Genomic DNA, 16,779 nt, shown 5'->3' with positions numbered 1-16,779 from the left:
CCAAAAGACTTAGTTATAAATTCTGTTATTTATAAGTTACGGGAACTGGAGCATCTTTATAGAACCTTGTTTTAATAGGCTGAATCCGCCTTTCTGGAAAGCTATGTGAATCTGATACCACGTTTAGGTGACTCTGATACCACGCTGGGGCGATTCCAATACCACGTTTGCTTTGGTTGCTTTTATCCACAGCCGCCCCTAGCGTGGGTGTCACTAAAACCACGTTAAGATTCGCAGCTCTGCACCCTGAAAACAGGGGCAAGCGGTAGAGCGGGCATATGTGGCAAAGCAGTAAAACGAGCAGATGAAAACGCGCAAAGCCCATCCAGAAGGGGCGCGCAGGCAGGCAGTATTATGACAACAGCAGGGCTGTTACCCGACCGCTATCCCACCGCGGATTTCTTTTTATGTGATGTGTTTGACGCGCTTCCCAAAAGCGATCTTGCGTCCATGGAGCATCCTTTGTTTTCCCTGTCTACCCGCCCCGACCGGCGCATCCTGCGCTATGAACACGGGCAAAATGTGATTGAGATTACGCCTTCTGTGCGGGGTTTGGCGACGCTGCATGACAAGGACATCCTGATCTATTGCATGAGCCAGCTGATGGCGGGCATCAATGCGGGGCGGGCGGTCAGCCAGGTGCTGCACCTTAAAGCCCATGACCTGCTGGTGGCGACAAACCGCGAAACCTCGGGGGATGGCTACAAGCGCCTGCGCGAGGCGTTTGAACGTCTGGCAGGGACACGCATCACCACCAATATCGTCACGGGAGATCATGAAACCACCAGCGGCTTTGGCCTGATTGAAAGCTGGGAGATCGTGCGCAAAACCGGACGGGGGCGGATGGTCAGTGTTTCGGTCAAACTGTCGGACTGGCTGTTTCGCGCCATTGCGTCAAAATCCGTGCTCACCCTGTCACGGGATTACTTTCGCCTGCGCAAACCGCTGGAGCGGCGGATCTATGAAATCGCGCGCAAACATTGCGGCCGCCAGCGGGAATGGCGGGTGGGTCTGGAAACCCTGCTGAAAAAATCGGGATCCAATTCGCCCCGCCGCGTGTTTCGCAAAATGATCCGCGATATGATCGCCGCCGACCATCTGCCCGACTACCAATTGTTCGAAGACGACGGCGACGTGATCCGCGTCGCCCCGCGCAATGTGGTGCTGGAGCCAAACGAAAAACCGGTGATTTCCGCCAAAGCCCTGGACCAAGCCCGCGCACTGGCCCCCAACTGGGATATCTACGCACTAGAGGCCGAATGGGTGTCTTGGTGGGCCACCAGCGGCCGCCAAAAACTACGCAGCGCGGACGGGGCGTTTTTAGGCTGGGTGAAGCGTAAGGTGGGGTGATTATTCGAACCGAACCGTGCGCTCTTTTAAAAAGGCTTCAAGCTGTTCTTAGGGCATTGCGCCAGTGACCACATTCACAACCACATCATCCCATCGATCCTCTTCATAGGTTTCCAGCCCGTAGTCACTGCGTTCGTAAAGCAGGAATAGCAGAAGAAGGGACGTGCGTTTGTTCCCGTCGGAGAACCCGTGCGCGGTGGCAATGGCGTGTAATAAGGCGGCACCTTTCGCCCAAATTCTTTTGTGATAGCCGTGGTAAGGGCGGCCTAATGCCCCAAGCAGTTTATCAACGTCATGTTCACCATGAAGTCCCCCGAACTCCTCCACACAGACACTATTGGCGTGTACTGCATCGGCCAGTGTTACCCTATAGTGTCGATTACCGATCGGCCAACCGCTTAAGCGCCTCTCTGTGGGTTTTGACAGTGCGACTGATAACCAACCCGGATTTGGCTGTCACAGTCATACTGGACCGAGGAGGCTGTGTGAGGGCACTTGCTGCAGCAGACTTTGACTTTTGGGGCTTGGTAAGCATTCCCCCCGTAACGGAGGTCCTTTTATTTGTGGTCATTTTCCCATCCTTTGTTGTCCAATACATGTACACTACAAACGAATATATCAACGGTATCTTATCACAGCGTTCTAATACATGCGCTTTGTGAACTCGCTGTCAGCACACATGCGTCAATCATCTAGCGTAGAATCCCCCCGCATTTACCTAAAATGCCCGTTACTCCTTTGCAGATTTTTTAAACCATTGCCCTAGATTGCGGGGCTATGGTGACACGGCATTACAGGAAGAAACACGGCGATGTGCTGACGGGCTCGGCGGGGTCTGATATCTGGTGCTGAACCCGAAGGAGTGTCTTGCTGGGAGGGGGCGTCTGCGCAGTGTGAAGCATCAGGGGGAGAGTTGTGGGGGCGCGGGCGGCGCTTCGTGCAGGGGGGGGGCGTTTTTTGATCTTTGGAATGCAGCCATAAGACCCTTTGTCGTGTTCAAATGTAATCGTTTCAGATTCAAAAAATTGGTGCTACGCTTTGGGTATATTTTTTTATGAGGTTACAAAAATGGCTTTTCAGGGATCCAGTCGGTCTATGGCCCGCACCGAATTTATGGCACCAAATGGCGTTCGCCAAGGGGCTGTGTTCGTCGAACGTGTGGGGACTGATGTTTTGCAGGATCGCAGGGGCCTGTCTGACGCAACGGGCCTGCCTGACGCAAATGGTATGCAAAGGGGCGGAGCGGATCCGGGGCCAGGTCAGGACTCTGACATTTCAGATGTGATCACAGGATACGACCCCCAGGCGCGCCAGTCTTTTGGGGCCCCCTTGGAACCTGTACGTGAGGAGGAACCAGCTACAGACCGCGCCGTAGGGCGGGATAATGCGGATGAAAGTACACTGGATAACAACCGTGCCAGTACCTTGGATACCAGTGCCTTGAATGCCAGCGGGGATGGTCGCTCTGATCCGGTGCCTGATCCTGCCCCTGCCACCCCGTCCGTGGATACAGACCCCGATCCTGCACCCCCGCCCCTTGATCCACCAGTAACACCGGCAGCCCCCACGGATATGGGCCGCCCAACGGGCTCCGTTCCAGGCACCCCTGACGTTACGCCCCAAAGCCCACCACCAGGGGATGAGAATGCCGAATATGGCCGGGATATAGATGCTGTGCCTGACCTGCCGCCCAATACCGGCCCCGTGACCAGTTATACAAGTGGTGGCGTGGCAAGCAGCTCGTATAACGTCATGATCGATTTCGTCGGCACCTGGACGGTCCAATTGCAGGAGGCCTTTATTGAGGCTTCTGACTATCTTAGCACAATCATCCTGGCCGATCTGCCCGACACCATTGTTGATGGTGTGGCGATAGATGATATCACGATCACGGCTACCTTGGGTGCGATCGATGGCATCGGCGGGACGCTTGGCAGTGCGGGTCCCCGCACGCTGCGCAACGATGGGACGTATCTGTCTGCAACAGGTGCGATGACCTTTGACAGTGCAGATGCTCAGAACCAGCTTGGCCTTGGGAACTGGGAAAGCATCGTCTTGCATGAGATGCTTCATGCGCTGGGGTTTGGCACGTTATGGACAGTGATGGGGCTTACCAGCGGCTCTGTCGCTGGGGGGGATATCCGCTTTACCGGCGCGAACGCCACCGACACCTATCAGACTGAATTTCCGGATGTCGCGGGCGCTGATTCAGGCTCTTTGTTCGGGGTGCCGGTTGAAGCTGATGGCGGATCGGGGACCGCAGGAGGTCATTGGGATGAACTGCTGTTCGATCAGGAGATTATGACAGGCTATGTTGATACCGGTAGTTTTGTGTCGGATATGACGATCGCGGCCCTAGAGGATATGGGCTATGATACTGTGTTCGACAATCCTTATAGCGCAACCGATTTGACAGGTACGATACCAGCAGACCCGCTTTTGGATGTGTTTGCCTGACGTCGCTGCGCTGCCGATTTAAAGTTATGACTCTGAATTCGATGGGAACGGGGGCTTTTCTGCCGTGGGCGCTGTTCCTGCTAAGGCCCCCAATCCCCCCGCATTTTCCTAAAATGCCCGTTACTCCTTTGCAGATTTTTTAAACCATTGCTCTAGATTGCAGGGCTATGGTGACACGGCATTACAGAAAGAAACACGGCGATGTGCTGACGGGCTCGGCGGGGTCTGACACGTTTGTGGTGGATCTGGACCGGCTGCGCAAAAAGCAGATCGCGCTTGGGGATACGGGCGGGGCGGCGGATGGGCTGGTCATTCTGGATCAGGGCGGCAAATGGGCGGCGAAAACGGTCTTGGTTCAGGGCGGCGGGCTGGTTTGGAACGGTCTCGGGGTCGGGCAGGTCACGGTGCCGTTGAACAGGCAGGGCGACAGCAAGGTTGAAACCATCAGCTTTGGCAAAACCCTTGATACCCTGTCCCTGACCCTGAGGCTGGAAACCGATTTGCGCCCAAGCAGTGGGCATAATCTGCTGATTGCGGGCACGCAGGCGGGGGATGTGATTGTGGCGCCAAAGGAAAAAGGCGCGGGCAGTCTGATTTACGGCGGGGGCGGCGATGACCGGATCACCGCAGGCGGGCTGGAAGACTACACGGTTTACGGCGGCGCGGGATCGGATGTGATCGTGACCGAGGGTCCGGCGCGGGGTCTGTTTTATGGTCAGGCGGGCGCGGATATTCTGTTTGGTTGTGCGGGCAATGACCGTCTGTTTGGCGGCGCGGGCAATGACCAGATTTATAGCGAAGAGGGTAAGGACCTTTTGGCGGGTGGCGGCGGGGACGACACTCTGATGGGGGGCATTGGCAATGATCGTTTGAAGGGGGGCAAGGGGGCGGATGTTCTGAACGGCGGGGACGGGGCGGATCTGTTGGCGGGCAATCAGGGCAATGACACGCTGACCGGCGGGGCGGGGGCCGATACCTTTGAATTTGCCCGCACCAAAGCCGAGGGGCGCAACACCATCACGGATTTTACGGATGGGGTGGACCGGATCAAAATCGCTGGCAGCGCGTTCAGGGATCTTGCGATTGATGATGTGGGGGCGGACACGGTGATCACCTTGGCGTCCGGCACCAGGATCGTTTTGCTGGATGTGGATGCGGGCGATATTTCGGCGGGGGATTTCCTGTTTTAGGGGGGGCAGGCCAGCGCATTGGCATAGAACACCTGTACACAAGGCTAAACTGTGATCTTTTTCATGGAGATGAGAGTGTCTTGTGGCTAGTCTGCCAAGACACTTAAGCCGATTTGGGGGCAAAACATGGCAGGCGAACGGGCGTATACCAATTTTTTCGTAGACACAGATTTCACCGATGCAGATCAAAGCATTGATGCGCTGTTAGAGGGGCAGAAATGGGACACCAGCGTCAGCACGCTGATCACCTACAGCTTTATAGATAGCGGATCGGATGTGTCTTATAATCTGGGCGGGCTCAGCTTTGCCAATGCCTTTAACAGCGCGCAGATTGCGGCGGCAGAGCTGGCGTTATCCATGCTGTCCGAAGTGGCGCTTCTGACCTTTGATGAAATCGGCGACGACTTTGGCGAAAACAACGCCGATGGCACCCTGCGGTTTGGGGATTTTAACGGGTTGAACACGGCCTATGGCTATTACCCGTTCAGCGATGAAGCGGCGGGGGATATGGCGTTTCGCGACGGGCAGTATGAAGACCCTTCCATCGGGTCTTATGCCTTTGCGGCGGGTATCTTGCATGAACTGGGCCATACCATGGGTCTAAGACACGCCCATGAGGATCACGGGCCGGGCGCGGTTGAGGATCGTCACGACAGCCATGAATATACGGTGATGACCTATCACAGCTATGTGGGCCAGCCCGACAGCATCCCGTTTCTGGCCAATGCCACGGGGCATAACCCGCAAAGTTTCATGATGCTGGATATTGCCGCGCTACAGGTGATGTATGGCGCGAATTTTGACACCAACAGCGACAACAGCACCTATACGTTTTCCACCACAACGGGGGAGATGTTCATCAATGGGACGGGGCAGGGCACCCCAAGCGAGAATATCGTCCTGCGCACCATTTGGGACGGGGGCGGCAAAGACACCTATGATCTGTCCAACTATGACACAGGCATGCTGATCGACCTGACGCCCGGGGGCTATACTGTGTTTGACTATTACGGCACCACCCAGCGGGCCAAGCTGAATGGCGGCTATGCGGATAACAGCAGTTTTGTCGGCGAAAGCGCCGAGGTTCTGGCCGATGGCAATCTTTACAATGCCTTGCAGTTCGAAGGCGATGCGCGCTCACTGATCGAAAACGCGATTGGCGGCGGGGGCAATGACTCTTTGGTGGGGAATGCGGCCAACAACGTGCTGAAAAGCGGCGGCGGCAAGGATCTTGTGTTTGGCGATGCGGGCGGGGACAAACTGTTTGGCGGCACCCAGCGCGACAGGCTGTTTGGCGGCGCGGGCAATGATGACCTTTATGGCGGCGGCGGCTTCGACCGGCTGAAAGGCGGCAACGGCAAAGACGATTTCTTTGGCGGCAAGGGCAACGACAAATTCACCGGCGGCAAAGGGGCGGATACGTTCTATTTCAACAGTGACGTTGCATCGGGCAAGGATAAGATCACCGATTTTGAAAATGGTAAGGATAAAATCGAAATGGCCGGCGAAAGCAGTTTTTCCTTGTTCGGCGAGGGCGACAATACCGTGGTCCATTGGGGCGAGGGTCAGGTCACGCTGATCGGTGTGGCAGAGAGCCTGATCGAGTTTACCGATTTTAACATCGTTTAGGGGGACGCAGTCTTCTGGACACTCCGGAAGACTGCGCCGCAAATTGCCGGGTCAGCGCGCCACTGTATAGGTGGCGCCTGCGTTGAGCGGGCCAAGCGTGCTGGTGCTGCCGTCAGGCCAGTTGATGCTGGCACCAGTGATGGCGGTTTGATCGCCAAGGCCGAAATGGGCGATGGGGGCGTCAAACGACATGAACCCGCCACCCAGTTGCAATTCGCGGCTTTGGGTGACGCCGTTTTGTGTGGTGATGCGGATCACAGCCCCGATGCCAAAGCGGTTCTTGCTGCTGTCTTGCAGCGCAAAAGCGATGGCGTTGGTGTCTTGGGCGTTGTTGCGAAACACGGTGACGGGGCCGTTCACAGGATGGGTGATCATATCCAGATCACCATCCCCGTCCATATCAAAGGCAGTAGCGGCGGCGGTCATCAAATAATCTTCCAGTCCGAAGGGACCGGAGCTTTCTTTAAAGGTTCCATCCCCTTGATTGTGAAAGAAAAGGTTTGAGGGGCTGACCTCATTCGGGACCCAAGTGCCGTTGACGATATAGACATCCAGCGCGCCGTCATTGTCAAAATCGGCGATTTTAGTGTCCCAACTCCAGCCCCCCACATCAAGGCCGTGGGCCTTGGCGCTGTCGTCAAAGCGGAAATCCGCGCCCCGTTCCAGCAGCACGTTAGAGCGCAACACCTGTTCGATGGCGGCATCGGCCTCGGTCTGGGTGGGGGTGCGCGTGGGCAGGAAATGGGCAGCGCAATAGGCTTTGGCAAGGGTCTGGCCTGCGGGGATCAGATCACAGACGGCGGGTTCGTTCTGTTGGATCGCAAGGTCTTTGACCAGCATGCCTTTGCATTCGGCCTGATCGCGCCCTGTCAGTGTGTTGCAGCGGCCCGCATAGGTGGGGTCAAAGTTATTGCCCGATTTATACCATGTCTTGATCGCCATATTGCGGCTGCAGATGGCTTTATCTGTCTCTCGTTTGATAGTGTCGCAATAGTGTTTCAGGGGCTGCATTTTCAGCTTGTTCGACACCCCCGAAGACCGCCCTGCGATCTGGGCAAAATACAGTTCGGGCGCGCCGTCATTAAACAGATCGGCGGTTTTGATCGCCATGGTTGTGGTGGTGGTATGGGGGATGATGTTCTGGTCGTAAGTGATTGCTTTAAATCCGCCTTTACCGTCCCCGAGATAGATATAATCGGGGATTTCAAAGTCGTTGCCCACCAAAAGGTCGCTGAGCCCGTCACCGTTGATATCGCTGAACAGGATCGACAGGGTTTCCCCCGGAATGCCCGGCAGGTCGGTGAAATGACTGCCGTCCAAAGAGCCTTGGTCGTTGAAGATTATGCGGTTGCGGGATTCTTCGCCTGGCACGCGGCGATACCAGCCAGCGGCCCAATTGCCCAAAGCCAGATCCAGATCGCCGTCGCGGTCCGCATCGGCAAAAGACAGGGCAAGGCTGAGCAGGGCTTTGTCGGTATTGGCCACGGGCTGCACGCGGTCAGGGGGGAAATTGCCCTGATCGCTGATCATCAGATAATTGCCCGTCTGATAGGTGGTGACAAAGATATCAAGCCAGCCATCGCCAGTGATATCCACCAATGCGGCGTTGAATACGGGGGCTTTGGCCAAAGCGCCAAGGTTCAGGGCGCGCCGCGTAAACCGGCCCGCGCCGTCATTGTCGTACAGATACAGGCCTTCATAGGTTGAAGCGATCAGCAGGTCGGTATCGCCGTCCCCGTCCACATCGCCCGAGGACAGGCTGCGCCCTTCCCAAAACGGGGGCCACATGTCCTGAAAGGAAAACTCGATAGGTTTTTCGATGCCGATTTCCCAGCCTTCCAGTCGGGTGAAGGGGGTGTCGGCACCTGTATCGGGGGCGGGCGAGGATGGGGTGAAGGGGATCGCGGTGATGGTTTCGGTTTGAGCATGGGCCATCGGGATCAGGGAAAAGGGCCTGCTGTGATCCTGTGACAGCAGGATATCCAGTGCCCGTTTGCTTTGCCAGTTGTAATAGCTTTGCGCCCCGATCCCCGCGCCGATGCCAAGAGCGGCAATCACCCCGCCCATCAACAGGGCGGCGCGCAGGGATATGCTGCCCGCCACGATGAAAAACGAATAGATCGAAAAGCTGCCAAGTGTGAACAGCAGCGCCATCACATAGCCCGGTGCCAGCCCTGCGGACATTAAAGCGCCTGCCAGCACCACATCAAAGGCGATTGGCACGGGCAGGAACACCCCCACAAGGGCCACGGCGATGACGATGAAGACACTGAAAGTGACACCGTCAAGGGTCTCGGGGGGGATCAGGGTGCCGACGATGGATCCTAGGAATCCGGCCAGCAGCATCAAGGGAACGGTGGTGCGCAGGATGAACCACAGATTGACGGCGTAGGCTTTGACAAAGCCCCAAAGCGCGGCAAACAGCGGTTCGCTTTGGGGGGTATCGGGCAGATCCCAGCCTGTGGCTGTGACGGTCGGGGTGATTTCAAGTTGGGCTTTGGGCAGCAAACGGCAGATGACTGGCACCGCGATCAGGATCACAAACAGGCTGAGCGCGATTTTGGTGATGACCATATAAAGCGGCAAAAGCGAGATCAGCATGGTCAACACCACCGCATTCAGCGTGGGCGAGGCGACCATGGCCGAAAGCGTGGTTTCCGCCCGCATCCCCGCCGCATAAAGACCCTTGGCGATGGGGGCGGCACAATTCACACAGACCCCGAGCGGCGCGCCGATGAACAGGCCCAGCAGGGAATTCAGATAGCCGTCTTTAAAACTGCGCTGGCGCAGATAGCTGAAAAACGTCAGCATCGCCGCCCCGAACAACAGCCCGAAGGTCATGCCCTTTTTGTTGGTGTTGATCCAGTTCAGCGTGGACAGGCCGATCTTTTTCCAGACCGGCATTGTGTCTAGGATCGGGTATTTGGCTTCAAAGCTAAGGGAATCTTCGAGCTGGATCGCGCCGGACATCATCGCCTTTTCATCCAGTGCCGGATAGCGCGACTGGGTCCAGAAAATAGCCGCCAGCACGACGATCAAAAGCAGGGTAAAAAAGGCACGTTTCTGGAACGGAGGGGTGACGAGGGTTTGCATGGGGAATGACGGGTCCGCGTAGTTGTTATCAAGTTATTTTTACAGTAGATAATGGGCTGTGGTCAGGGTGGCCTATTTAATATGGCGCAGGATAATGGCTGTGTTTGAAGGATAGCGATTATGCACCAGAATACCATTGTTGATGCTTTGTTTGACAAAATTTATGTGGTGAGTTTGCCCACGTCACTGGACCGTCGGAGCTATGTGTCAGAACACCTGCAAAAGGCTGGACTGGCGGAGTTTGAATTTCACGATGCCTGCGGAGTGGATCACCCTGATGTGGCGCAGTTTCAAAACGCAGGCAAGGTTGCCAGCTACCCGCCCTGTTTTCGCTGCGGCAAAGCCAGTTGCGGGCGCACGGATTGCAACAATGTTCTGATCCCGCCCCAGATTGCGACCTTTGCCAGTTATCTGCGACTTTGGGCAAAAATCGCGGCGACGCCCCAGCGGGCTTTGGTGTTGGAAGATGATATCTTCTTTCACCCCCATTGGCTGGATGTGCTGGAACGGCTGAATCGGGAAATCACGGCGGGGCGCTTGCTGTTCCAGCCCGATGTGCCCCGTTTGTTGCGGCTGGGCTGGGCGCTGAACGAAGATCATTCCCCCGAGGTGCCTTTTGCGATTTCGGATATGGTCAAGATGTCCAACCCCTGCCATGCTTTGACATCCTCTTTTGCGCAGCAGGCTTTGGACCGGTTTGTGTCGATCAACACAACACCGGATGTGTATCTGCATCGGGACTGCCCGCAAGCGGGCGAGTCCTTTACCATTTTTCCCCCGATTGCGTCCGAGCTGTCCTGGTCCGTCGGAGAGTTCCAGTCCCTGATCCACCCCAAAGAAATCCGTGCGCGCTATCTGGAGCAGCAGGGCAATGGGGAGGAAGCCGAGGCGCAGCGCAAGCTGGTCGAGATACATAGTAAAGAAGTGGCCCACCGATGAAGACTCTGTACCTGAAATATTTTGCCGCCGATAAGAATGCGGGCGATCTGGCGAGCCCTTATTTGTTTTCCAAAATCAGCGGGCAGGCCGTGACCCCGATCCCGTTGCGAGACCTGTCCGAGGTGGAGCACTATATGGGGGTCGGGTCTACGCTGGCCCATTCCGAGGGCAATACAATTGTCTGGGGGACCGGCATCATGAAACCGACGCTTGCGCCCCGCGCCACGCCCAAACACATCATCGGGGTGCGCGGTCATCTGACCCAAGCGCGGCTGCGCGAGGTTGGTCTGGGAGATGTGCCTGTGACGGGGGATGCGGGGCTGATCATGTCGGATTTTTTCCACCCTGATGTGGCGATGAAATACGATTTCGGATTGATCCCCCATTATGTGGACGAGCAAGAGCCGTTTTGTGATCTGGTGCGCGATAAGGGCGGGTTGGTGATTTCAGCGCAGCAGGATCTGGAACCCTATTTGCGCCAGCTTTTGCAGTGTCGGTTAATCATCTCCTCCTCGTTACACGGGCTTATCTTTGCCCACAGCTATGGGCTGCCCGCGATTTGGGTAACCCTTAGCGATAAGGTGGTGGGCGAGGGGCATAAGTTTCGGGATTACTATTCGTTTTTGAACAGAACCCCGGAACAAATCCCCCGCTGGTCAAGCGATACGGATTTCGCAGCGAACCTGTCTAAAGCGGATTGCCCGCCGCGCCCTGCGCAGGCTTTGCCTGCGGCAGAGCTGTTGTTTGAAGATTTGAAACGGCGCGGATATGCCTGAACAGGGGGGCGGGCAACAGGCCGGCGGGCGGCAAGCGACTTGGGATCAGTTCGGGCCAGAGTATGACTGGCCGCCTTATGTCGGGGCTCCGCGCAGCTATGTTATTGCGTCTTCTGGCCGCTCGGGGAGTCATTTTCTGGCGCATCTTTTGTTTCAGACGGGGCAACTGGGCAGCCCGTTGGAATATCTGCACCCGCGCCATTTTGCACGCTGGCAAAGCCTGACGGGGAAAACCGCGCGCGCAGATGTGTTGCAAGCGGTGCGGGCGCGGCGGACAGGCCCGACGGGGTGGTTCGGCATCAAGGCTCATTGGTCCCAGTTTGCCTCTGTCGCCCAAGAGCCTGATTTGGTTCGGGATTTGAACCTTTCACATTATATCCGCCTGACCCGCCAAGACACTGTGGCCCAAGCTGTATCCATGGTGATTGCAAAACAAAGCGGGGCGTGGATCAGCTATCATGATGCTGTGGCTGCACCGCGCTATGATTTTGCCGCGATCGAGCAGGATTACGGGGCGTTGCAAAAAGAGGATGCCGCTTGGGCGCAGTATTTCGCGCAGCATTCCATTCGCCCGTTCAACCTGACTTATGAACAGCTTAATCGTTCACCCGAAACCTGTCTGGCCGAGATCGGGGCGTTTCTGGGAATGGAGGCTTTGGTTGTGGGGGGCGCATTTGCACCATCTGCCCAGACCGGGCCTCAGCGACAGGCGACGGCGTTAAATGCGCAGTGGTGTGAACAGTTTCGCCAAGAGGCTGCACAGCGCGGGATTTTGTAAGAACAGCATCCGGCCCTAAGACCGGATGCTGCCAATCTGATTAGGAACAGCTGCCAGCGCCGCCGATGACGACCCAAGCATTGCTGATCCGCGCGCAAAGGGCGCCGGAGTCATCATAATACACCATGCCATCGCCCAAAGAGACGACAGGCGCGGTTGTTTGTGGCTGCAACACCAGACCGCCTTCGCGGGTGAAGCGGAATTGCACGCCCGTAGCCCCGACAGCACTGACTTTAAAGGTGTCGTTGGAAGCCAGACCTGCTTCCCATTCTACGTTGCTTGCAGTGTCTTCAAACCGGACCGCCGGAGTACCTGCCGAATCCGAGATATGCAGGTCCGCATCAGGGGTGGTGGTGCCCAGGCCGATGTTGCCGGTTGAAGCAATGTAGATGGCACTTGACGGTGCGCCCGGTTGAATGCGGAAGGGCAGGGTGCTGCCGTTGGTGGTGTCGCGGATGAAGAAGTTGGTTTCGTTGCCCGCCACATCCCATGTTTGTAGGCCAAAACCCGAAGAACCGTCCTGTTCCAGACGCAGGGTCGGGGTGTCACCGTCTTTGGTGTGGACTTCCACGACCGGTGTGGCTGTGCCCACACCGATGCGTCCGGCGTCATCGACGAACAGCGAATTGCTGGGGGCGCCGGCCTCGATGGTGAAGGGGGTTCTGCCGCCGGTGATGTCATCGATTGAAAACTTATTGGCGCCGCCGTTGCTGCTGTCATTGGCGGTCAACTGCCAGTCCCGATTGGGAAAGCTGGCCGAAGCAGAGGTGTCGTCGAATTTGATCCGGACGTTGTTTTCTTTCAGGCGGATGGTGTCAAAGCCGAAAGATTCACCGTTTACGCAGTCGATCCCAACGCAAAGGCTGCCGTCGATGATCACATCGTCCAGATGGACCACATCCGCAGAAGCGGCACCGCCAAATCCGGTTGCGCCCAAGGTAAAGGCAATTGCTGTGTTTTTAAGAAAAGTCATTGTTTAAAAAACTCCCATTTTTAGGGGCAGAGGCCCCGTTACTGTCCGTGTTATTCTTGTGGTATTCGTCTGGTCTTGTTGTGCTGTTGTCTTCTTGGTTTTGCGTTACTCTTCGACGATGTCTTCTTTTTTGGTGATGACACCGCGGGTCACAATAAAGAACCCGCCCATCTGGAAGGGTTTTGCGATTTCGTCTTTCTGCGCTTCGCCGCGTCCGTTGTCGATCTGGTTGCGCAGTTTGATTTTTTCAGTCGTCGCCGCGGTCAGTTCATAGCGGTAAACCCCGTCCACCACAGGGGCGGCGTCGCGCAGGTGAAAGGTCGGTGTGCCTTTGGTGGCGATAATATCGGTCATATAGCCGTCCGGACCCGAGACCACCAATGTTGCATTGCTCAGGCTGCCCCAGGATTCAAACCACAGGGTTGTGGTATTGGTGCGTTCTACCGGTTCATTGGCAAAAACAGCGGTGGCGCCAAGGGCGCAACAGGTAAAAGCAGCAGAGAGGATGCGAGTCATATAGAGCATTCTGGGGGTCTTATCCTAGGTCACGGGTTTTAAATATGTCATTTTAAATGTGGCAGAAAAACCTGCTGTTTAGTGTGATTTTCTGCACACAATTATAAGGGATTTCCGTGATATAGGCAAAACCTTTGTGGAATTATGGGCGGATACTCAATCTGCGCGGGGCCTATTTTTTGCGTGTTCAATCTATGGTGGCGGATTTTAGGGTATTCAGGGGGGCTAGGGTCTGCTGCTCCGATAGCTGCGGGCCAGATGTTGAGACTCGTTTATTTGGGCAGGGGTCATTTTGGCGGTGATCCGGTCGCGCAGGGCGCGGGTTTTTGGATCACCGCTGAGGGCCGCCAGCGTGGCCCAGGCCTGTGCGCTGACATAATCCTGGGGCAGGCCGATGCCGTTGAAATACATCACCGCCAGATTGGCCTGTGCGGTGTAAATCCCTGCCGCAGCAGCGCGCGACATCCAGGCGGCGGCGGCGGGCAGGTCCTGTGTGCCATTGGTGGCTTTCAACAGGGCCAGCGCCAGCAGATATTGGGACAGCGGATCGCCCGCTTGGGCGGAGGCCAGTATGATCTGGTGGTTTGCGGGCCGGTCTGAGGGGGGATCTGTTGGCAGATCGGCAAGGCGCGGATCGGATAGAAAGTCCACTGGCGCATCGGTTTTGGCGCGGCGCCGCCAGGCCACGGCCAGTTCATCGCTATGGGGCAGGCCAAAGCCGTTTTCATACATCACCGCAAGGTTGGTCATGGCGGTTTGCAGGCCTGCATTGGCGGCGGCCTGAAACAGGGCGGCGGCCTGTTCGTAATCCTGCGCCACCCCGTCACCGCGGGTGTACAGCAGCCCCAGATTGTTTTGCGCGCGGCTGTGTCCTGCAAGGGCGGCGGGTTCATAAAGTGCGCGGGCGCGGTTGAAATCCTGCGCCACCCCCGTGCCGTTTTGATAGAGCACCCCGAGGGAGACGGCGGCTTCGGCGTGGCCTGCATCCAGCGCCTGTTGATAGAGACTTGCGGCTTTGGCCATGTCTTGGGCTGTGCCTGCGCCGTTTTCATACATCTGGGCCAGATCATACAGGTGGGTTGGGGCGCCGTCACCGGCGGCCTGTTCGATCAGCGCAAAGGCGCGGGGCAGGTCCACAGGACCGCCGTAGCCCAAGCGCAGCAAGGCACCGAGTTTGTTCTGGGCCTCGGACAGGGATTGGGCGGCGGCCTGTTCGTACCACTGGCGGGCTTTGGCATAATCCTGCGGCAGTTGGGTGCCTGCATCATAGAGTTGCCCCAGTTGGAATTGCGCTGCGCTGTCGCCGTCTTGGGCGGCGGCTTGCAGGGATTGCAGGCTTTGGGCTGCAACAGGCAGGGCCGTGACAATCGGAGAGACCGCCAGCAGGGACAGGGTCAAAAGCAGCGCAGGCAGGCGCTTTGCGGGATTAATTTTCTGCCACATAGTTACGGGCCTGTGTTTGGGCTTGTGCGATTTGATCAGGGGTCATCAGTTTGGCAAACAGATCGCGGCTGCGCCCTGCATCAGCCAGACCACGGGCGGCGGCCAGATTGGCCCATGTATGGGCTGTAACATAGTCTTGCGGCACGCCGCTGCCCGCCCCGTAAAGCAGGGCCAGTTGGTATTGGCCAAAGGCATTGCCCCGTTTGGCGGCGGTGGTCAGCAGGGTGATCCCCTGACCCAGCAGCGCATTGTCCTGACCTGCACTGGCCTGTTGCACCCAGATCAGCCCCAGACGGGATTGGGCGGTGGCGTTGTTTTCATCCACACGGGCCTGCAGCCATGCCAGGGTTGCGGCGCGATCGGTGTCTGCTTCGGTGTCTTGATCTGCTGCGTCTTGACCAGTGTCTTGATCGGCGGCCAGCAGCGGTTCTGCGACCCAAGTGATGGTGCGGGACAGATCGGTGGGCGGCGTGGGGATCTGGCCTGTCACAATCAGATGGGCCAGTCGGGCGCGGGCGCGCGGTTCACCGCTTTGCGCCGCTTCAAGGTAGAGTTCCCCCGCTTGGGGCAGGTTCTGCGCCACCCCGCTGCCGGTTTCATACAGATTGGCCAGCGCGGTGGTGGCCCGCAGCAGACCCTGATCGGCGGCTTTTTCATACCAGTGAAACGCCTGTTCGAAATCCTGCGGGGTGCCGGTGCCTGTGGCATAGAAATAGCCCAGACTGGATTGGGCGCTGGCCTCGCCTGCTTGGGCGGCAGCGGTCATCCAGCGCAGGGCCTCGGGCAGGTTTTGCGCCACCCCGTCCCCTTGCAGATAGGATGTGGCCAACAGGCGCTGCGCCATCGGGTTGCCCCCGTTTGACGCGCGCAGCAGCCAGTCGATGCCAGCGGCTTTATCCAGCGGCACGCCCTGTCCCGTCATATAGCCCAGACCCAGAAACAGCTCTGCTTCGGGCAGGCCCGCAGTGGCGGCGGCGGTCAGATAGTCCAGTGCTTTGGCATTGTCCTGATCCACCCCCAGCCCGCGCGACAGGTGTTTGCTTAATTCAAATGCGGCGCTGGCATCCCCTGCGTCAGCGGCTTTCTGGAACAGGCGGGCGGCAGAGGCAGGGTCTTGGGGCACGCCCTGACCGGATTGATAGAGTTTGCCAAGCAACAGCATGGCCGGCACAGAATCGCCGCGCGCCGCACGGGTCAGCAGCGCAACCCCTTGGGCAGGATCAGCGGCCAGCCCCGCCGCGCCGTACAGGTATAACTGCCCCAGCAAAACCAGCGCCTGCCCGTTGTCTGTGGCGGCAGATTTTTGCAACCAGTCCACCGCGCCTGCAGGATCGGCAGGGCCGCCGCGCCCGTCCAGCAACAGGCGGGCCAGACGGGCCTGCGCCAGCGCATCCCCCGCTTGGGCCAGTTCCAGCAGCTCTGCGCGGGCGGTGGTGTAATCTTGGGCGGCAAAGGCCTGTTCGGCCTTTTGCATGGGGGTCAGGTCAGGGGTCTGGGCTGGGGTCAGCTCAGCGGTCTGGGCATAAGGGGCGCTGCCAAAGGCCAAAGCCGCTGCAAGGATCGGGCTAAACAGGGCGGATCGGCGGGCAGGGGTCATAAGACAGGCTTTCGGCTTAAAGGTCTGGTTACGTAATC

Annotated in this window: 13 protein-coding genes; 7 read left to right on the top strand and 6 right to left on the bottom strand. The window is 57.6% G+C overall.

The genetic code is table 11. From position 1 onward, the window contains the following. Positions 1 to 354: 354 nt before the first annotated feature. Positions 355 to 1,350, top strand: coding sequence for a replication initiator protein A (locus GGE09_RS22700; RefSeq protein ID WP_309748342.1), 996 nt, complete (start codon positions 355 to 357; stop codon positions 1,348 to 1,350). Between the two features lie 48 nt (positions 1,351 to 1,398). On the opposite strand, the gene GGE09_RS22695 is transcribed toward GGE09_RS22700, so the two are convergent. Continuing rightward, entirely contained in the window at positions 1,399 to 1,677 is a 279-nt protein-coding gene (locus GGE09_RS22695; protein WP_309748341.1) for a type II toxin-antitoxin system death-on-curing family toxin, read from the bottom strand. Positions 1,678 to 2,445: 768 nt separating this feature from the next. On the opposite strand from GGE09_RS22695, the gene GGE09_RS22690 reads away from it, so the two are divergent. From GGE09_RS22690 to GGE09_RS22680, 3 genes are all read left to right on the top strand, one after another. Then, complete coding sequence (locus tag GGE09_RS22690) at positions 2,446 to 3,807, top strand: leishmanolysin-related zinc metalloendopeptidase (protein ID WP_309748340.1); 1,362 nt, start codon at positions 2,446 to 2,448, stop codon at positions 3,805 to 3,807. 167 nt (positions 3,808 to 3,974) lie between these two features. Then, entirely contained in the window at positions 3,975 to 4,997 is a 1,023-nt protein-coding gene (locus GGE09_RS22685; protein ID WP_309748339.1) for a calcium-binding protein, read from the top strand. 126 nt (positions 4,998 to 5,123) lie between these two features. Then, on the top strand, positions 5,124 to 6,626 hold the full coding sequence (locus tag GGE09_RS22680; RefSeq protein ID WP_309748338.1) for a M10 family metallopeptidase: 1,503 nt from the start codon (positions 5,124 to 5,126) through the stop codon (positions 6,624 to 6,626). Between the two features lie 51 nt (positions 6,627 to 6,677). Here GGE09_RS22680 and GGE09_RS22675 read toward each other — a convergent pair whose 3' ends face one another. Beyond that, complete coding sequence (locus tag GGE09_RS22675; protein ID WP_309748337.1) at positions 6,678 to 9,719, bottom strand: FG-GAP-like repeat-containing protein; 3,042 nt, start codon at positions 9,717 to 9,719, stop codon at positions 6,678 to 6,680. Between the two features lie 120 nt (positions 9,720 to 9,839). Here GGE09_RS22675 and GGE09_RS22670 point away from each other — a divergent pair, with 120 nt between their 5' ends. From GGE09_RS22670 to GGE09_RS22660, 3 genes are read left to right on the top strand one after another with little or no spacing between them, the layout of a single operon-like run. Further along, positions 9,840 to 10,658: a glycosyltransferase family 25 protein gene (locus GGE09_RS22670; RefSeq protein WP_309748336.1), complete on the top strand. Its 819-nt coding sequence runs from the start codon at positions 9,840 to 9,842 to the stop codon at positions 10,656 to 10,658. Continuing rightward, positions 10,655 to 11,434 carry a polysaccharide pyruvyl transferase family protein gene (locus GGE09_RS22665; protein ID WP_309748335.1) on the top strand — a complete coding sequence of 260 codons (780 nt, stop codon included), beginning with the start codon at positions 10,655 to 10,657 and terminating at the stop codon, positions 11,432 to 11,434. The genes GGE09_RS22670 and GGE09_RS22665 overlap by 4 nt, the downstream gene beginning before the upstream one ends. Continuing rightward, positions 11,427 to 12,212: a Stf0 family sulfotransferase gene (locus GGE09_RS22660; protein WP_309748334.1), complete on the top strand. Its 786-nt coding sequence runs from the start codon at positions 11,427 to 11,429 to the stop codon at positions 12,210 to 12,212. The genes GGE09_RS22665 and GGE09_RS22660 overlap by 8 nt, the downstream gene beginning before the upstream one ends. Before the next feature lie 40 nt (positions 12,213 to 12,252). On the opposite strand, the gene GGE09_RS22655 is transcribed toward GGE09_RS22660, so the two are convergent. The 4 genes from GGE09_RS22655 to GGE09_RS22640 all read right to left on the bottom strand — a co-directional run bounded on the left by GGE09_RS22655 (position 12,253) and on the right by GGE09_RS22640 (position 16,741). Next, a complete protein-coding gene (locus GGE09_RS22655) occupies positions 12,253 to 13,185 on the bottom strand; it encodes a hypothetical protein (RefSeq protein ID WP_309748333.1) in 933 nt (310 codons plus the stop codon). 105 nt (positions 13,186 to 13,290) lie between these two features. Next, positions 13,291 to 13,710 (bottom strand): hypothetical protein, encoded by a 420-nt coding sequence (locus GGE09_RS22650; protein WP_309748332.1) that lies wholly within the window; start codon positions 13,708 to 13,710, stop codon positions 13,291 to 13,293. Positions 13,711 to 13,926: 216 nt separating this feature from the next. Further along, a complete protein-coding gene (locus GGE09_RS22645) occupies positions 13,927 to 15,144 on the bottom strand; it encodes a hypothetical protein (RefSeq protein ID WP_309748331.1) in 1,218 nt (405 codons plus the stop codon). After that, a complete protein-coding gene (locus GGE09_RS22640) occupies positions 15,128 to 16,741 on the bottom strand; it encodes a hypothetical protein (protein ID WP_309748330.1) in 1,614 nt (537 codons plus the stop codon). Before GGE09_RS22640 ends, GGE09_RS22645 begins: the two co-directional genes overlap by 17 nt. Positions 16,742 to 16,779: the final 38 nt, after the last annotated feature.

This window comes from Roseobacter sp. N2S (genome assembly GCF_031454055.1).
Taxonomy (GTDB): Bacteria; Pseudomonadota; Alphaproteobacteria; order Rhodobacterales; family Rhodobacteraceae; genus Amylibacter.
This window is presented reverse-complemented; position numbering and strand designations above follow the sequence as displayed.